General features: G+C 59.5%; 18 protein-coding genes. 10 read left to right on the top strand and 8 right to left on the bottom strand.

Features of this window, described 5'->3' with window-relative positions; genetic code table 11:
- Positions 1-268 precede the first annotated feature (268 nt).
- The 10 genes from ACKVY0_RS29350 to ACKVY0_RS29395 all read left to right on the top strand — a co-directional run bounded on the left by ACKVY0_RS29350 (position 269) and on the right by ACKVY0_RS29395 (position 7,381).
- Positions 269-496: a hypothetical protein gene (locus ACKVY0_RS29350; protein ID WP_409218443.1), complete on the top strand. Its 228-nt coding sequence runs from the start codon at positions 269-271 to the stop codon at positions 494-496.
- 272 nt (positions 497-768) lie between these two features.
- The gene (locus tag ACKVY0_RS29355; protein WP_409218444.1) at positions 769-1,539 is read left to right on the top strand and encodes an SDR family oxidoreductase; all 771 of its coding nucleotides are present in this window, start codon (positions 769-771) and stop codon (positions 1,537-1,539) included.
- A 60-nt stretch (positions 1,540-1,599) separates the two neighbouring features.
- The gene (locus tag ACKVY0_RS29360; RefSeq protein WP_409218445.1) at positions 1,600-2,358 is read left to right on the top strand and encodes an RraA family protein; all 759 of its coding nucleotides are present in this window, start codon (positions 1,600-1,602) and stop codon (positions 2,356-2,358) included.
- 25 nt (positions 2,359-2,383) lie between these two features.
- The gene (locus ACKVY0_RS29365; RefSeq protein ID WP_409218446.1) at positions 2,384-3,199 is read left to right on the top strand and encodes an HpcH/HpaI aldolase family protein; all 816 of its coding nucleotides are present in this window, start codon (positions 2,384-2,386) and stop codon (positions 3,197-3,199) included.
- Between the two features lie 28 nt (positions 3,200-3,227).
- Positions 3,228-3,863 (top strand): hypothetical protein, encoded by a 636-nt coding sequence (locus ACKVY0_RS29370; RefSeq protein WP_409218447.1) that lies wholly within the window; start codon positions 3,228-3,230, stop codon positions 3,861-3,863.
- Between the two features lie 30 nt (positions 3,864-3,893).
- The gene (locus ACKVY0_RS29375; RefSeq protein ID WP_409218448.1) at positions 3,894-4,082 is read left to right on the top strand and encodes a hypothetical protein; all 189 of its coding nucleotides are present in this window, start codon (positions 3,894-3,896) and stop codon (positions 4,080-4,082) included.
- Between the two features lie 179 nt (positions 4,083-4,261).
- On the top strand, positions 4,262-5,095 hold the full coding sequence (bla, locus tag ACKVY0_RS29380) for a subclass B3 metallo-beta-lactamase (RefSeq protein WP_409218449.1): 834 nt from the start codon (positions 4,262-4,264) through the stop codon (positions 5,093-5,095).
- A 6-nt stretch (positions 5,096-5,101) separates the two neighbouring features.
- Positions 5,102-6,055, top strand: a complete 954-nt coding sequence (locus ACKVY0_RS29385; protein ID WP_409218450.1) for a phosphotransferase family protein — start codon at positions 5,102-5,104, stop codon at positions 6,053-6,055.
- Positions 6,052-6,498, top strand: coding sequence for a VOC family protein (locus ACKVY0_RS29390; RefSeq protein ID WP_409218451.1), 447 nt, complete (start codon positions 6,052-6,054; stop codon positions 6,496-6,498). The genes ACKVY0_RS29385 and ACKVY0_RS29390 overlap by 4 nt, the downstream gene beginning before the upstream one ends.
- Positions 6,499-6,829: 331 nt before the next feature.
- Positions 6,830-7,381 (top strand): glutathione peroxidase, encoded by a 552-nt coding sequence (locus ACKVY0_RS29395; protein WP_409218452.1) that lies wholly within the window; start codon positions 6,830-6,832, stop codon positions 7,379-7,381.
- A 75-nt stretch (positions 7,382-7,456) separates the two neighbouring features.
- Here the strand turns inward: ACKVY0_RS29395 and ACKVY0_RS29400 are convergent, their stop codons facing one another.
- The 8 genes from ACKVY0_RS29400 to ACKVY0_RS29435 all read right to left on the bottom strand — a co-directional run bounded on the left by ACKVY0_RS29400 (position 7,457) and on the right by ACKVY0_RS29435 (position 16,250).
- Positions 7,457-7,639, bottom strand: coding sequence for a hypothetical protein (locus tag ACKVY0_RS29400; RefSeq protein ID WP_409218453.1), 183 nt, complete (start codon positions 7,637-7,639; stop codon positions 7,457-7,459).
- Between the two features lie 28 nt (positions 7,640-7,667).
- Positions 7,668-8,135 carry a hypothetical protein gene (locus tag ACKVY0_RS29405; RefSeq protein ID WP_409218454.1) on the bottom strand — a complete coding sequence of 156 codons (468 nt, stop codon included), beginning with the start codon at positions 8,133-8,135 and terminating at the stop codon, positions 7,668-7,670.
- On the bottom strand, positions 8,132-8,707 hold the full coding sequence (locus tag ACKVY0_RS29410; protein WP_409218455.1) for an RNA polymerase sigma factor: 576 nt from the start codon (positions 8,705-8,707) through the stop codon (positions 8,132-8,134). The genes ACKVY0_RS29405 and ACKVY0_RS29410 overlap by 4 nt, the downstream gene beginning before the upstream one ends.
- Positions 8,708-8,911: 204 nt before the next feature.
- On the bottom strand, positions 8,912-9,946 hold the full coding sequence (lgt, locus tag ACKVY0_RS29415) for a prolipoprotein diacylglyceryl transferase (protein ID WP_409218456.1): 1,035 nt from the start codon (positions 9,944-9,946) through the stop codon (positions 8,912-8,914).
- A 507-nt stretch (positions 9,947-10,453) separates the two neighbouring features.
- Complete coding sequence (locus tag ACKVY0_RS29420; protein WP_409218457.1) at positions 10,454-10,840, bottom strand: hypothetical protein; 387 nt, start codon at positions 10,838-10,840, stop codon at positions 10,454-10,456.
- Positions 10,830-11,255, bottom strand: a complete 426-nt coding sequence (locus tag ACKVY0_RS29425; protein ID WP_409218458.1) for a hypothetical protein — start codon at positions 11,253-11,255, stop codon at positions 10,830-10,832. The genes ACKVY0_RS29420 and ACKVY0_RS29425 overlap by 11 nt, the downstream gene beginning before the upstream one ends.
- Before the next feature lie 79 nt (positions 11,256-11,334).
- Positions 11,335-12,180 carry a hypothetical protein gene (locus tag ACKVY0_RS29430; RefSeq protein WP_409218459.1) on the bottom strand — a complete coding sequence of 282 codons (846 nt, stop codon included), beginning with the start codon at positions 12,178-12,180 and terminating at the stop codon, positions 11,335-11,337.
- A gap of 2 nt (positions 12,181-12,182) precedes the next feature.
- Positions 12,183-16,250 carry a hypothetical protein gene (locus tag ACKVY0_RS29435; RefSeq protein WP_409218460.1) on the bottom strand — a complete coding sequence of 1,356 codons (4,068 nt, stop codon included), beginning with the start codon at positions 16,248-16,250 and terminating at the stop codon, positions 12,183-12,185.
- Between the last annotated feature and the right edge of the window lie 15 nt (positions 16,251-16,265).

The raw sequence follows: 16,265 nt of genomic DNA on the forward strand, positions 1-16,265 counted from the left end.
GCTCCCTCTCCCCGGCGAGAGACTTGTTTTGCGTTTGGCTTTCTTTCCGGGGAGAGGGTCGGGGTGAGGGGCCAGATTTGCACCTGGGAATAGGGGCGTCATTATTGCTTAACGGCATTGAGGCTAGAAACTCTCCCGCCTCCCCGGAAATGCTCCCGCATTGTGCCTGCCTTGCGCATCCATGGGCATGCGTTGCGATGGCCTATGAGACGGCGGTGATGCTGCGTTGATGAGGTAACGCGCACTGAACTCCAATCTAATTGCACCCATGAAAACACTACTCGCTCCGCTCCTCCTCAGCTTGGCCATGACCGCCACCGTCTTCGCCGCCTGGCCGATCAACGACATCTGCCCGGTGGATGATAAACCCGCACGGCCCATTTACCGCGTGAAGACCGACGAAGGCTTCGTCGCTTTCTGCTGCACCGACTGCATGCAGACCTTCGCCAAATCACCGGGCAAATACACGGTGAAAAAGAAGGAAGTGGCGAAGTAGCCTGTGGCCGCATTTGTCGAAAGACAGCCTTTAACCGCTGATACGATGCGGGTTGAAGCCACACCGCAGAGATTGGAACGCCGCAGAGACTTGATGCAGAAGGCCATTCTCTGCGGCGTTCCTGACTCTGCGGTGTAAATCAGTGTTTCATTACCGTCACATCAGCGATTGAAATCGGTTTCGATGAATCAGCGCTGCCGTTTTAACCGGGCGCTGACATTTTTGTGCGGGATGACGCCAGTCTCGGGCGTTGGTTGGGCATGATTCCTTCCGTGTTTTCTCTCAATCAGCATGACATCTGGGTCTTCGGCGGCGCGGGCTACCTCGGTCAGTCCGTGGTGAAACAACTCGTCGCTATGCAGGCACGGGTGCTGTGTGTTGATCTCGAAGGCCGAGCGGCAGCGATGATCGAAACAGCCGGATTGCAGGCCGCCGTGACCGCCGCATCACTCAATGCAGCCGATACCACGGCTGTGGAGCAGTTTGTGCAGGATCAAATCGCCGTGCGCGGCGTGCCGCACGGCCTGGTGGTGATGACCTACGCCTCGACGGCGAAGCACTTCGACGATCTCAGCGTGGAAGACTTCGATCATGCAAACCACGGCAATCTCACCGCCACCTTCGCACTCGCACGGGCTGTCGGTCAGCGCATGGCGGAGCAGGGTAGGGGCAGCATCGTGCTGTTTTCGAGCATGTATGGCAGTGTCTCACCCGATCCCTCGGTTTACGCGGCCCCGATGAATCCGAATCCCATCGAGTACGGTGTCGGCAAGGCGGGCATCCAGCAGATGGCACGCTACCTGGCCGTTCATTGGGGACCGCAAGGCGTGCGCTGCAACAGTATCTCGCCCGGTCCTTTCCCGAATCCATCGCTCCAGCAGGAGAAGCCGGAGTTCATCGAACGCCTCGCGCAAAAAGTGCCGCTGCGCCGCGTCGGGCAGGCGGATGAGATCGCTGGCTCTGTCACCTTCCTGCTCAGCGATGCCGCATCCTTCATCACCGGCCAAAATCTGGCTGTGGATGGTGGTTGGACGGTGTGGTAGCCGATTTTCTGCGTTCAGCGAATGATCCACTGCCGCCGCGACGTGCATGAAGCCTCACTCATGACATCCTCACGCCGCCTTCCCCACAACGACCTGCTCCAGCTCAAACGTTGGAACACACCCACGATCTACAACGGCTGGGAGCAGATCACGCAGCACAACCCTGGAGCCGACGCTTTCAACATCGAGGAGACACGCGATTTCATGCCGCAGATGGGCCCGATGGTCGGCTACGCGGTCACGTTGGTCATCGAGCCCGGCAACGCTGAGCATCGAAAAACCAACCCAGGAGCCGGAGAAGAATTCCGCCGCTACATCGCCAGCATTCCCGGCCCGAAGATCGTGGTCGTGCAAGATCTCGACAAGCCGCGCGTCCTCGGCTCCGCCTGGGGTGAAGTCAGCGCGAACATGTTCCGCGCCCTCGGCTGCGTCGGCACCATCACTGACGGTGCCATCCGCGATCTCGATGAAATGACCAACGCCGGCTTCAAAGCCCTCGCCCGCCGCCTCTGCGTCGGTCATGCGCATGTGCATCCCGTGCGCTGGAACTGCGAGGTGGAAGTCTTTGGTCGCAAAGTCAGCCCGGGCGATCTCATCCACGCCGACAAGCACGGCTTCCTCGTCATTCCGCCCGAAGATCAGTCCAAACTGCTCGAAGCCGCCCGCTTCATGGACAGCAACGAATGCAACACCGTCATCCCCGCCGCTCGTGACAGTGCCGGACGCAGCAACGATGAACTCCTCGCCAATCTCGAAGCCTCCATCACCCAGTTCAGCGCCAACGTGAAAGCCAGGTTCAGCCGCGCAGGCGAGTGGTAATTTTTCAATCCTATCCTTCCTCCTCATGCGAAAATCTAAAATCCTCGCCAAGCTCCGCGCTGGCAAAGTCGCCCGCATCTGCTGCTGCGGCTCACCCATCGCCTTCTTCCCGGCCATGGCCGCCCACTTCCACTACGACGGCATCTGGCTCGATGGCGAGCACCGTGCGTGGGAAGCCCGTGAAATCGAAACCATGCTCGGGCGTCATCACGCCGCCGACATCGACTGCATGTGGCGTCCGCCCACCAAGGAAAAAAACGGCCTCTACCGCCTCCTCGAAGACGGTGCGGCCGGCCTCATGATTCCCCACGTCAGCACCGCCGAAGAAGCCCGCGCTCTCGTCAACGCGATCAAATTTCCCCCACTCGGTGATCGCGGCTTCTGCGGCGGCGGACGCGATGCCGACTACTGGATTGGCAAACCCGCCGACTACACCGATCAAGCAAACCGCGAGACCTTTCTCACCGTCCAAATTGAAACACCGCAAGCTCTCGAAAACGCTGAAGCCATCGCCGCTGTTCCCGGCGTGGACATCCTCTTCCTCGGCCCCGGCGACATGTCCCTGCGTCTCGGTTGCTCCCCCGCCGTGAACGATCCCGTCATGATGGACGTGCAGAAGCAAATCGCCGCCGCATGTCGCACGCACGGCAAAGCCTGGGGCCGCCCTGTCGGCACTGCTGCCGATGCCAAAGCGATCATCGACCTCGGCGCTCAATTCATCGTCCACGGCAGCGAGTTCGGTGCCGTCCACGCCCACTTCACCGCCTGCGCCGCCGACTTCGACTCCATCCTCAACGAAACCGCCGGTGCGCCTGTGATTCCTGAAGGCAAAACGTACTGAGGCGGCAATCACGCTACCATTGCACACGATGCCCGCCAAGCCGCCACCAGTCCCCATCTCCTTCGCCATCTTTCGTGATGACGAGCCGGCCATTGCCACCCTGGAGTTTGCGGACAATGCCGACATCATGTCTGCTACGCGCTGGCGCGTGCCCTCAGAGCTGGATGCCGATCCAGTCATGCGCGCTCGTGCCGCTGATGCCTGCGAGTTTGCCTTGCTCGCCGCCAAACGCTGGCGGCACTACCGCGACACCTCCGCCGTCGCGCTCACGCTTGGCGAATTGAGGCGGATGATTGCGAAACAGCCGAGTGGCGAGTTCTGCTTTCATCTCAAAATATCCGCTGACTGGTTTCAAGGCAGCCTGGGCGGTGCCATGGTGCGGCGCACCTGGCGTCACAACCTGATGATCGACTTCCTCTACGTTCACCCGCGCATCTCGGGTCGTGTGTTGAATGTGAAAGGCGTCGGCATTCGAGTTCTCCAGGCCTTGTGCAACATCGCTCAAGATCTCGGATGCTCCTTGGTGTGGGGTGAAGCCACGCAGGACTCGGCACCCTTTTACCAGCGGCATCTGCATCGCGATGTGGGAGATCAATTTGCCATTCAGCCTGATGAGATCGCCAAGTTTGCCGCTGAGATCGAAGCGGAACGGAAAAACCCTTGATGCGGCAACAGCCGCCTCTATCCTCGCCGCATGAAGAAGCCCTTGCACCTGCTCACACCCGCCGAAAAAGCCGAACTCGTCGCCCGCATGAAGGAACAGTTTGCCGCCGAAGAATTTTTCACCGGCGTTCTTGGCAACCGCCACGCCGTCGTGCTTCCACGGCGGCGTTCTCGCAAAGTGACCGCGAACAAGCCTCACACGACGGTGAAGTCGTCTTGATCTTGAGATCGATGGCGTGGTAACGGGCGCGTGAGTCAAAGGTGATGTTCATGAACTGAGAACAATGTAGCCGATGACCCTCCGGGAAAGAATGTCGCCGAGTTCGATGGCTACCTGACATGCAGGATGGCAGGAAAGAACAGCGTTTGAGCAGTACCTCACCGCAGACTGCTTCCATCATGAAACCGCTCATTTTCAGCCTCCTATTCACTTCCGTCGCATTCGCAGAGCAGCCCTCGGCATGGATGGAGCCCTTCCCGCCGCACAAGATCGCCGGGAACCTCTATTACGTCGGATCGAAAGACCTCGCGTCGTATCTCATCGCCACGCCGGAGGGCCACATCCTCATCAACAGCAGTTTTGAAGAGTCCGTGCCGCTCATTCGCGACAGCATCGAGAAACTCGGCTTCAAATTCACCGACGTGAAGATTCTGCTCATCAGCCACGCGCACTCCGATCATTGCGCTGGCAGTGCGACGATCATTCAGCAGACGAAAGCGCAGTATTTCGTCATGGAGCAGGATGCCGATGCCGTGGAGAGCGGCGGAGCGAAAAAATCCCGCCTCAAAGCCGACTACACGCAGTTCACGCCCGCCAAAGTGGATCGCCGACTCAAAGACGGCGATGAAGTCAAACTCGGCGGCAGCACACTCATCGCGAACCTCACGCCCGGCCACACACGCGGCTGCACCACCTGGACGATGAAGGTCGATGGACTCAACGCCGTCATCATCGGCAGTCCGAACGTGAACCCCGGCTACATTCTCGTCGGCAACAACGACTACCCCGCCATCGCCACCGACTACGAGCACACCTTCCGCTTCCTCAAAGCGCAACCCGTCGATCTCTTCCTCGGTGCCCACGGCGGTTACTACGACATGAATGCCAAGCATGCCCGATTCCTCATCGCTGGCGGCACCAATCCCTTCATCGACCCCGAAGGCTACCACCGCTACGTCGCTGACCGCGAGAAAGCCTTTCTCACAGAGCTGGCAAAGCAGCAGGCCAAGTAGCGCCCCGTGACTACCGCCGAAATTCTCCCGCATCTACAAACCGCAGGTTTGACCGCTGGTGCGGTGCGGGTCACACCACTCACCGGCGGTGTGTCGAGCGACATCGTGCTCGTGGAGTCCGACAACGCCCCGCTCGTCGTCAAAACGGCCTTGGAGAAGCTCCGTGTCAAAGACGACTGGTTCGCCGATGTCTCGCGCAATCGCGTGGAGCAGGACTTCTTCGAATACGCCGCCCCGATCATTCCGGAATCCGTCCCGCGCATCCTCGGCGGCGGCGCTGGCTGGTTCGCCATGGAATACCTCGGCGACATGCCGAACTGGAAATCGGCTCTTCTCACCGGCGATGTCGATGAGAGCACCGCGCAGCTCGCTGGCACGGTCTTGGGACGCCTGCACGCCGTGTCTTGGCTCGATGAAGCCGCACGCACGCGATTCGACACGCTGCCCAACTTCCACGCCCTCCGCATCGAACCGTATCTTCTCACCACTGCTGCTCGCGTCCCCGAAGCCGCCGACATTCTCCGCGCTGAGGCCGCACGCCTTGCCAAAACCAAACTCGCGCTCGTCCACGGCGACTACAGTCCGAAAAACCTCCTCATCGGCCCGCAGCGCCTCATCGTGCTGGATGCCGAATGCGCCTGGTTTGGCGATCCCGCCTTCGACACCGCCTTTCTGCTCACGCACCTGCATTTGAAGGCGCTGCTGCATCCCCTCGCCATCGCACTTGTCCCCGCGTTCTGGTCCGCTTACACCGCTGCATGCGATCATGACATTGAAGAACACACCGTGCGCCTGCTGCTCTGCCTCCTGCTTGCCCGCGTGCATGGAAAATCGCCCGTTGAATACCTCACCGAGGTACAACGCGGCTTCATCACGCGTTTTGTGCTCGCGCATTTGTCCAGCCCACCTTCGCTCGCAGCGCTCACGTCGGCCTTTCATCAAACCCTGATCCCACCATGAACACGCCCATCGACTACCCACCCGTCAGTCCGTATCTCGCCGTCGGCGATGCCGCAAAGGCCATCGCCTTCTACCAGGCCGCCTTTGGTGCCACCGAACTCTACCACATGAAGATGGGCGACAAAATCGGCCACTGCGAGCTGATGATTAACGGCACGCACTTCATGCTCGCGGACGAGTTTCCCGGCATGAATAAATCACCCGCCACACTCGGCGGCACAGCCGTCACCTTCTGCCTCATCGTTGCGGATGCAGACGCAGCCATCGAGAAGGCGGTGGCGGTAGGTGCCACGCTGCTGCGCCCGGCGGCGAACCAGTTCTACGGCTTTCGCAGCGGCAGCGTGCGCGATCCTTTCGGCCATGAGTGGATGCTCCAGCACATCCTCGAAAAACTCAGCCCGGCGGAGATTCAGCAGCGCATGGATCCGACGGCAGCGTGCTAAGCCGTAACCATGCAGTTGGGTTTGCGCTGAGCGCGGCAGCGTCCTGGAGTGCTCCAGCCCTCTGGAGCTTTCCGCAGGCCCGGGGACGCTTGAAAGCGCCAGAGGACTGGCGCACTCCAGGACGCTGCCGCGAGCCTTCACCTGCGGGTGTTTGAGTCTGTCTTCGTCCACTGCCTTTGACTGCATCGTTACGGCTAAGCCGTAACCATGCAGAAGGTGAACCACAGAGGCACCGGGTAACGAGGTGCGCTCCGAATGTGCGCTCCGAATGCTCACCAACTCAAGAAGGTCTGCGAAATAGCAGTGGGGTGATGAGCGTTGATGCTGTCCCATGAAACTGCTTACCCTCGCCACCACCCTCCTCGCTGCGGCCGCACTCAGTGCCGCCGACGCTCCAAAATCTGTTTACGACGTGCCGCTGAAAGACATCGACGGCAAAGACACCTCCCTGAAGGCTTACCAAGGCAAAGTGCTGCTCATCGTGAACGTCGCCTCGAAGTGTGGCAAGACGCCGCAGTACACGCAGCTCGAAGCGCTCAATCAGGAGTTCCAGAAAGCCGGTCTGGCCGTGCTGGGCTTCCCGAGCAATGACTTTGGCAAGCAGGAGCCTGGAACGAATGAGGAGATCAAGGAATTCTGCTCCACGAAGTACAAAGTGACCTTCCCGATGTTCGACAAGGTCGTGGTCAAAGGCCCGGAGCAGCATCCGCTCTATCAGGTGCTCAGCGGCCCGCAGTCGCCGTTCCCTGGCGATGTGAAGTGGAACTTCGGCAAGTTCCTCGTCGGCAAGGATGGCAAGATCTTGAAGCGCTTTGAGCCCGGCGTGAAACCCGATGCTCCTGAAGTCGTGGAAGCCATCAAATCGGCGCTCGCGGCGAAGTAACCGACAACATCCTCAAAAACGACAGCGGCGATGGCTCAGTGGAGTCATCGCCGCTTTTTTGTCAGTTGCATCGGGCTATGCGGATGTACTGCGGCCTTGAGGAGGGGGCTGGCTGATATTGTTGCCGCCCTCACGTGGTGCGGGGTGGCGTGACGGGTTTTCACCACCGCCGGGACCGGGGCGCACCTCGATGCGGGTGCCGTTGCCTGCGCCGTCCATCATGTGCAATGCGATGAAAAACGCGGGTGGGAGTTTCATGGTGGGGTTGGGACTTGGAGATGATGGGTTATTGGAAGGAGACGGGCTGCAAGAGTCTATTCTGGCTGGGGATTTCCACGGTCATCTGCGCGTAGCGGGGATCAACCCACGTCTGGAGCTCACGGGAGATGACGAGGGCGCGCTTCTCGGTCACACGGCCGCGGTGGATGCCGCTGCCATTCGAGTCATCCCATTCACGAATGGTGGAGACGGGCAGCATGGCGGACGTGGTGGCCAGCGTGGCTGAGCCACCTTGGCCATGCTGCTGCGGCAGATAGCTCATCACCGCGATGGCGGCGGCGGCGCCCATGGCGGCCCAGCCTGCTGACATGAGCCAGCGTGGCAGGGGCCGGGGTTTGCGATGGCTGGTGCTGAGCCAGCTCATGTCGAGCTTCAGCTCTTCATCGACGCGTTGCGCCAGGGCAGGGGATGCCGCCGCAGGGGCAAGTCCGCGCAGCAGGTTTTCGAGCTCTTGTTCATTCAGGTTGTTGTTCATGAGATGGCCTCGGTGGGGGGTGAAAATGGCAGGATGTTGATGGCGGGAGAGGTGGATTCACCGAGGAGATCGGCACGCAGGTGTCCGAGTCTTCGGTGCAGCGCCTGAATGGCGTAGCGATAACGTCCGGCGATGGTGTTGATCGAACTGCCGGTCAGCGCGGCGATTTCATTGAAGGTCAGATCGCCCCAAAGCTTGAGCGTGACGACTTCGCGCTGATCTTCGGGCAGGGCTTGCAGCGCCTGTTCGACGATGGCGGCGGTCTCTTTCTGTTCGGGGAGCGGATCAAAGGTGGGCGCGTTTTCATCTGCCACCACGAGGTCTGACTTGGCCTCGCGGTTCACCCGGCGGTGGTCGGAGCGGCGTTGATCAAGGGCGATGGTGCGGACGGCGGCGTAGAGCAGAGGGATGTGATTGTGGTCGCCATCCGGAAACCGCCGCCACCAGCGCACGAAGGCCAATTGGACGACGTCTTCAGCGTCGGCCTTCGAGTCCACGAGCTGACGCGCATACAGCACGAGCTGCGGGGCGATTTGCTCAAAGGTTCGTTTCCAGTCGAAGGCGGGTTCCATGCGGGGGCAGGTGTTCAACCCGACTAACGCCTCCGGGTTCGCGTTTTGTGTGCTTTATCGCGAAAAATCAGGCCTGCGCCAGGCCTTGCGCACCAAAACTCTGGGATCAGAAAGCCTGATTCATTGCCGCAGATTCAGGAAAACCGCAGATTTCCAAAGAAGAAAGCAATCTGTGGCTTCCCTGAATCTGTGGCTAAAACCAACTCAGGAGCGGAAATTAGATTGATCAGGTTCTTCGGTTTGTTTCATGCGTAAGCCCTGGGCCTGCGCCGCTCCGGGCGGAGATTTGCCGAACTTCAGGCCGTAGCCGATGAACAGCCCGCCGACCACATACATGAAGGTGGAGAAGAACTGGCCCTTCGTCAGGCCCAGGATCATCGCCGAGCCGCTGTCCGGCTGCCGCACATACTCCAGCGCGATGCGGGCGCTGGCGTAGAGGATGAAGAACAGCCCGGTGACGATGCCCTGGCGCAGGCGGGGGAACTTGAGGCGGATGAAAATCAAAATGGCGCTGAGCAGCAGGCCCTCACCGAGTGCCTCATAAAGCTGCGAGGGGTGCCGCGGATGCAGGATGCTTTCCAGCTCGGCACGGCCGCCGCGATACTTCTCAAAGTGGGCGATGATGTCTGGGCTGTGCTGCAAACCTTCAGGAATCAGCCCCGGCTGGCCGCCTTGCTTGTAGAAGTCCTCATGTAGCAGCTCGGTGGGGAATTTCACCGCCCATGGCACGTTCGTCACGCGGCCAAACAGCTCGCCATTGATGAAGTTCGCGATGCGTCCCAGAAACACGCCCAGCGGTGCGCCGCAGACGATCGAGTCGCCGATGCCGGCCCAGGAGATCTTGTGCTTCCAGGCATACCAGCCGCAAAACAGTGTCGTGCCTGCGATGCCGCCATGACTCGCCATGCCGCCTTGGTTCAGCAGGAAGAAAATCCACGGCGCACGGATGAACTCATCGAAGTTGTACAGCAGCAGGTACCCGAGACGACCGCCCAGCACGAGACCGAACAGCGACACCATCGTGATGAAGTCCGCCACCGCCTCCTCCTTGATCTCCGACAGGCCACGCTTCGCCAGAAAGCGCATGACCACGTAAGTCAGGTAAAATCCAAGCACATACGACAGGCCGTACCAATGCACGGCGATCTTGTCCGTGATTTTGAGCAGGTGCGGGCTGAGGTCGTGCAGGTAGTAGGCGAGAAACATTCCGCCACGCTTGGACGGGAGCTGCGTCTGCACAAGGAGCAAAATGTGAGACCGGCAGCGGAGAAACGGTGGCGAACATGAGGTTGCGGGCGCGGAGCTCCGTTGACGGTGGTTGACGCGCGTCCTCCGGCTCGTTCTCGTCCTCTGCCCGCAGCGCTACACGCAGCGTTGCAGGCGGGTCGATCACGGCGTGCGAATGGCAGCCAGGAGATTCAACCTGCCGTGAAGCGTGGTTAGCGTGGGCTTGAATGCTGGGAGTGTTGGCGGAGCGAAAGCATCGATGACGAGTAGGGTGCAACTGGCTGACCAATCATCGGGAGCACTCGGGTCATGCTATTTTGTCAAGCAGTTGCACCCTGACCCCGTTTCCTGACCCCGTTTCCCAGCGATTATTCGCATAGTCATAGCCATACGGAACATTGATGTCGTCCTTGATCGAACTGGTCTTAATTTTGAAGCGATACCGCGCTCTTTCCGCAAGGGATTCGAGAGTAGGGGCGCTTCGAGACGGAAGCTGCAAGCGCACAGCATCTGCCGGGATCAGGTGCGGGCTGGAGGTTCAGCGTCAGGTCTCAAATGGCCTTCATCGTCATATTGAGGCGGGTATGGGGACGGTCTTTTTTGAAGTTCTGTTCCAAACAATTCCATGTGACGTGCATTGATTTCAGATAAAGAAACTGTTTCTCCAGCGGACATCCGTTCCAGGAACGGCATGAACCATTCTGCATTAAGTCTTTGAAGTTCACCTTTATACCTTGTCAGAGCTTCTTTTGCTGAGACTGAACCTCCATCAGAGTTTGGCCCCGCAAAGGCATAGTCCCAAAAAGTTACGGGCAACGTAACTCCTGGGACATAATCTATTCCGGACTTTTCATTTTTGGTGCCGGCGACAAGTCCCCGCGCGATGATGTAAACTTTATTGGCCATTGCTCAGAGTGATTATTTCTTGGATGGTGAGGTTGCGACCCAGAGCGTAATCAAATATTTCAACGCCGTCACCAGTTAATTCAGAAGGTGTGACAAGCTGTGGCGAGCGCCCAATCCCGAATTGAGGGTTATCAGAAGTCATCGACTCGAGACGGTCTAACAGGCGTTCATTCGCATGATCATATCCATAAGGGATCTGGAGGTCTTGTTTGATTCCTTCTGTGCGGATTTTCATTCTGAAACGAGCACGTTCAGCATCCGAGACTCCAGGACGTGGCTTTAACTGCAATCGTCCAACAGCCTCCTCAGAGGCATTAAACAATTCCGGAGTCAAATAATGCACTCCATTATCTAATCTTGCCTGAAATGTAGCGTAGGCCGTGTCTCCTTCGCCTATTATTTTAACGCGATGCAAGCTGGTTTCTGGAAAGTAGTAATAAAGCGATGGATATACATCCGCTCACATAATGCCTGGCATCTTTTCTGGCATCTTTTCAACGTTTGCGGAATGCTCGACAAGCCAGGGCGATGACCAAGATCAATCCGCCGAGCAAGCCCAACCACATACGCCAGTCCGTCGTGCTAACTGGTGGCTCAGGCGAGACGGTGGTCGTGGTTGACGGCGCTGGCTTTGGCGTCGGAAGAGAAGCAGTCGCGGCTTGGGTCCGGCCTGTGGCTGCTTCCTGCTTCAGCCGGGTTTCCAAGGCTGTCACATGCCCGTTCAGCTCCTTCAAAAACCAGTACTCCTGATTTTTAGCTTGGAGACGTGCGGCCATCTGACGCATGGTTTCCAATGATTTACCGCCGCCAATGGCGGACAAAGTTCTAAAGGCCGACAAAAGGGTATGCACTTGCCGGTCATCACGCTCCAAGAACCGGAGGACGAGATCTTCGTGCTCAGGGGTTGGGTAATGACTCAAGAGGTTGATTCCCCCATTGACAAAGTATTTGTTATCCCCAGCCGACACCAACCGTTCCAACTCGTCGGCAATGATCTTTTGCTCGGCAGGGTTTAGATCCTTTCTCAATGCCAAAGCACCCAAGGCTGAAAAGCTGATCGATGCACCGGGAGTTTGTTTGGCGATAAAATACTCACGCTGAAGTTGCCGGAGCAGGTCCGGCTTGATGTCCGGTCGGGTGGTCAGTTCTTGTTGGGCTTTGGTCCAGGCGTTCACATCCGCCCATGGGGCATCGGTTTGATAGGCATCTAGCAACGCCTGCACCTCCGGCCGCATGGGGGCCGGCAGCGGTGTCTGTCCGCTGGCGGCGGAACTTAGAAGCAAAAGGCTGCAACAGCCAGCCAGCATGCTTCCATATTTGAATCCCAGGAGCGTTTTCATGGTTATTTCTTCCCCACGGTCTCAATGATTTTACTTTCTTGATACTGCGCGTCGATGCGGCAACTCGCGCCAATCTCAGGTCGGCGGCTGCCATCTCCCGCGCGCATCAGGTTGTTATAGATTCGCCATCCGTCCAGCGGGATGAGCGTCTCGTCCTTGTCTTTGCGACGCGGGTAGTTCACACCAAAATGCCCCTCGTTGGTCAGCAGATGCCCCAGCTCATGGGCCAGCACCATGAGCATGCCGTCGTTGCCAGGAGAGCCGTTCTTATCAAAGCCTGCCACAAAGGCCGTGTTGCCCAAATTGGCAGCCGTGCAGGAGGATGGTGGATAGGCATAACCACCGTATTGGGGTTCACCTTTGTTGTCCAAAACTTGCTTGCAGTACACGATGCTGAACTCGGACGGCAGCCGGTCGCAGGCCTCGATCAGCTTTTTTCCTTCTACCGAGGGGGTGCCAACGATGCGTTTCCGTGTTTCCTTGTCAGCGTTATTCGCCACAAATTCGTGCGCCCTGACGGCCGAATCCGTCATACTCGAAGGCAGTGGTACAACCTTCGGAAACCCCGCCGCCAGCTTGATCCGCACGCCGACCTGGGCGAACACGTCCCGCGCCACTTGCAGATCATTCCATATCCTGCCGCCGAAGGCGGTGCCGTTGACCACGCCAGAATCTGCGAAGGCATAGATCTTCACGGTTATGGTGTGTGGTGCCTTCACTGCAATCTCGAGCTGAGGATCACGGGATGGGATCTCTTTCAGCGGGTCTAGGGGGTAATATTTCAACGCCTTGATTTTAATCCTGCTCCCAAGCGCCGCCAAGTGAGTGCGGTCGCTGGCCGTCGTGAGGTGGTTGTCAGTCTGGTTCACCTCATCACTGCCAAACAACTGCGAAGAAGTCGGCGATGAAATATAGTTTTCTTTTCCAGCCGGGTAATCGTCGTCAGCCTTGTGGGCGACCAGGATTTGAGGGCGTGTTCCGTAGCCATACTTGGCTCCATCGTTGTAAGAGTGCAGCGGAATCTCTGTGGCTTCATCGTTTCGTATGTAAAATGGATCTACCGGATCCAAGTCCTTGGTTTCCAATAGCACAGTGAATTTTCCAGGAACAGTGGGGCACTGCGGCAGACGTACCACGAACTGATCCGGTTCGCTTTTAATGTCGAGAGTACCAACCCATGGCTCTGCCCCAAGCGCTGTGACTTGATTCGCGTGGCGCATGATGACGCTGCTGGGATTAGTATTGCTGAGTTTGGCAATTTTCAACTCGCTGACAGGATTGAAACTGCCCTCAGTAAACACGGCATTGGTGGCATTATAAAGGTCAACTGTGCCACCCACCGTTGCCCCGCCGCCTTCGGCCAGCGGTTCTGTTGCGGGTACGGGCGGAGGCTGGTCTGCATAAACCACAGGAACTTCAGGAACAGCGAACTCGATAGCAACCAGGCCAATCCTGATCGACTGGCCCATTTCCTCGCGCGGGATGATTTCGACGCGGTCGTTGCCGGTGATTTTGACCTGGCCTGCAGCCGTGCCTGAGAACGTCACGCTCTTGGTACCGTTGGCCGTGCGGCTGAAGTTCACGCTGCCCAGCACCTTGTTGAGCGGCAGGCTCCAATAACCGGCATATTCCTCTTTGGAGCCGCTGTATTCCACCACCAGGTAGCTGCGGCTCCAGTCTTCGGCTGGCGCATTCGTGATCGTCGGGGGCATGAGGCGCAGCTCCATCGCGGTCCCGCCTGCGCCCTTGTGCCCGGACGGCCCGTCCAGGTTGCCAATCGTGTAGGCAGTGGAGGTGGCATAGCTAGACTCGGCCACAAAGACATAGGGCCAGCCGCTGTCAGGGTTCAGTTCGTCATAACCGCCGTTCTCAAAGGCGGTGCGCATTTCTTGCGACCGATCAGCGCTGTCGATGATCGGGAAGGAGCCGTCGAAACCGGAAACGTACAAGTAGGTTTCGCCGCCATAGAGGCCGGCTGCTCCGTAATAGGTTGTCAGCACGGCGTTGTTTGAGTCTTGGGTCCATTTGTCGTAATGACTGATATAATTCTTTTCTCGAACTTCGATGGACGGCAGGGGGCGGCTGTCGAAATCAAACAGGTCACTGCCAAGCCGATATTCTTCCACGTCCGTGAAGCCATCCTGGTCATGGTCCCAACTGGCATTGGAGGAGAGCGGGTCGAGGCCATGCTTGATTTCCCAGGCGTCGGGGATGCCGTCACCATCCGCGTCGGGCGCAGGCGGGGGCGGCGCGGCCGCACCACCCCAGGGGCGGGCGGGAGACCCGCTCCCGGCCACCATCGAGCCTGCGAGTATGTGGAGGTTAAAACTCACGCTCTGGCTGCCGCCGGCCAGCGTGGCCGCCACCCCGGCGCTGCCGGGCACGACCGCCGCCAGATAACTTGCGCTAGCGATGCCGCCCGAGCCGGTGGTCATCGTCACCTGCACGCCGGTGCTGGCCGCCGCCGCGCCGCTGCGCAGCAGCCCCCCGCCCGTGATCAACGTGAACTCCACCTGCACTCCGAGCACCGGCTGCCCGCCCTGCGTCACCCGCACCGCCAGCGGGGCCGAGGCACCGCCGCTGCTCACATAGTGATTGCCGCTGGAGAGCAGCGCCAGCACCAGCGGCAGGCCCACCGCCCCGTCCAGCGGATCACCGCCCTGCGTCAGTTCCACGCCGTCCTCAAAGCCATCCCCGTCGCTGTCAGCCAGGCGCGGGTTCGTCCCCGCCGCGTATTCTTCGCTGTTGACCAGTTCATCTCCGTCCGGGTCGGTCCCGGCGTCCTCTGCATCACGCAGATTCAGCTCGTAACGGTATTCCCACAGGTCCGGCAGGCCGTCGCCGTCGCGGTCCACATCACTCGTGCCATCGCCATCGACGTCGATGAGGTTCCCGTCCCCGTCATAGGCCAGCGGCGGGTTTTCGATGGTCCATGCGTCCGGGTTGAGCCAGCCGAGATACTGGAGGGGATCGCACACATAAGTGCGGAAGGTCGCCAGCCCGTCGGGCACGTTGTCGTTGTTGGCATCGCCATCATCCAGCCACTCCAAATGAGTGTCCAGCGAGTTGGCAGCCAGCCAGCCCGTATTGATCGTCTCCCAAAACAACCGCACGGCATCCGTGTCCGTGTCTGGCGTCAGAGGGGCGCCGGCATTCAGCGTCCAGACCAGCACCTCCGTGTCCGTCAGTCCATCCGTTCGCGTGCTGGTGGTGGATGCGGCGAGGTCCAACCCCAGCCGCACCTCCTCGTAGTTCATCACGCCGTCCCCCTGATAGTACACGTTCCAGTCCAGATCATAGTACGCCGCCGCTCCACCCGCTTCCTGGTCCCATACCGCGTCGGCAAAGTTCAGCTTGCTCAGGATGCCCTGATACTGCGGCTGGCCCTCGATGCTGTCGCGGATGCGGTCGCCGTCGAGATCGTCGGGGTCGAATAACGGCAGCGTCGGGTGCATGAGGTATTCTTGCAGGTTGCTGATGCCGTCGCCATCCAAATCATCCGGCGTGGAACCCTCCGGCCGCCCCGCCTCCGGCAGCGCACTCCACTGCGCCTGCGCTGCCGCCAGCATGGCGTCAGGAATCTGCGCCAGACTGCCCGGGCCGCGATACTTCAGCTCAAAGGCAAACACATGCTTCAACTGGCCCAGGTTCACGAGCTGGTAGTCATCCCGCACACCGGAACTGCCCGCCCAGGGATAAGGCAGGCCCAGCCGCTCATAAAACGGCGCGGCTACCTGCTTGAGCTGGCCGTGGTTGATCGCCAGTCCGTTGTCCGGCTTCGCCGCCGTCGCGAGCGTGTCCCCCCAGGGCTCGATCAAGTTATCGATGGCCGTGCCTGCGCCGCCGGGCAGTTCCGCATCCATCGCCGCCGCCGCTTTCGCGGCCAGATATTTGAGCTGGCCCGCGTTTGCCACGGCAAAGTCGTCCGGAAGGGCGTAAGGATCGACCACACTTTGACTGCCCCACCACGCCGGGCCGGGAGCCACGGCGGTGGCGGACTGGAGCAGCAGCAGCGCCACCAGCAGGGCGGTGGTGGCTTCGCGGAAGAGCGGCTGGCGCAGGGTATTCATTGCTTTTGAAGTTCG

Source organism: Prosthecobacter sp. (assembly GCF_046154365.1).
GTDB lineage: Bacteria > Verrucomicrobiota > Verrucomicrobiia > Verrucomicrobiales > Verrucomicrobiaceae > Prosthecobacter.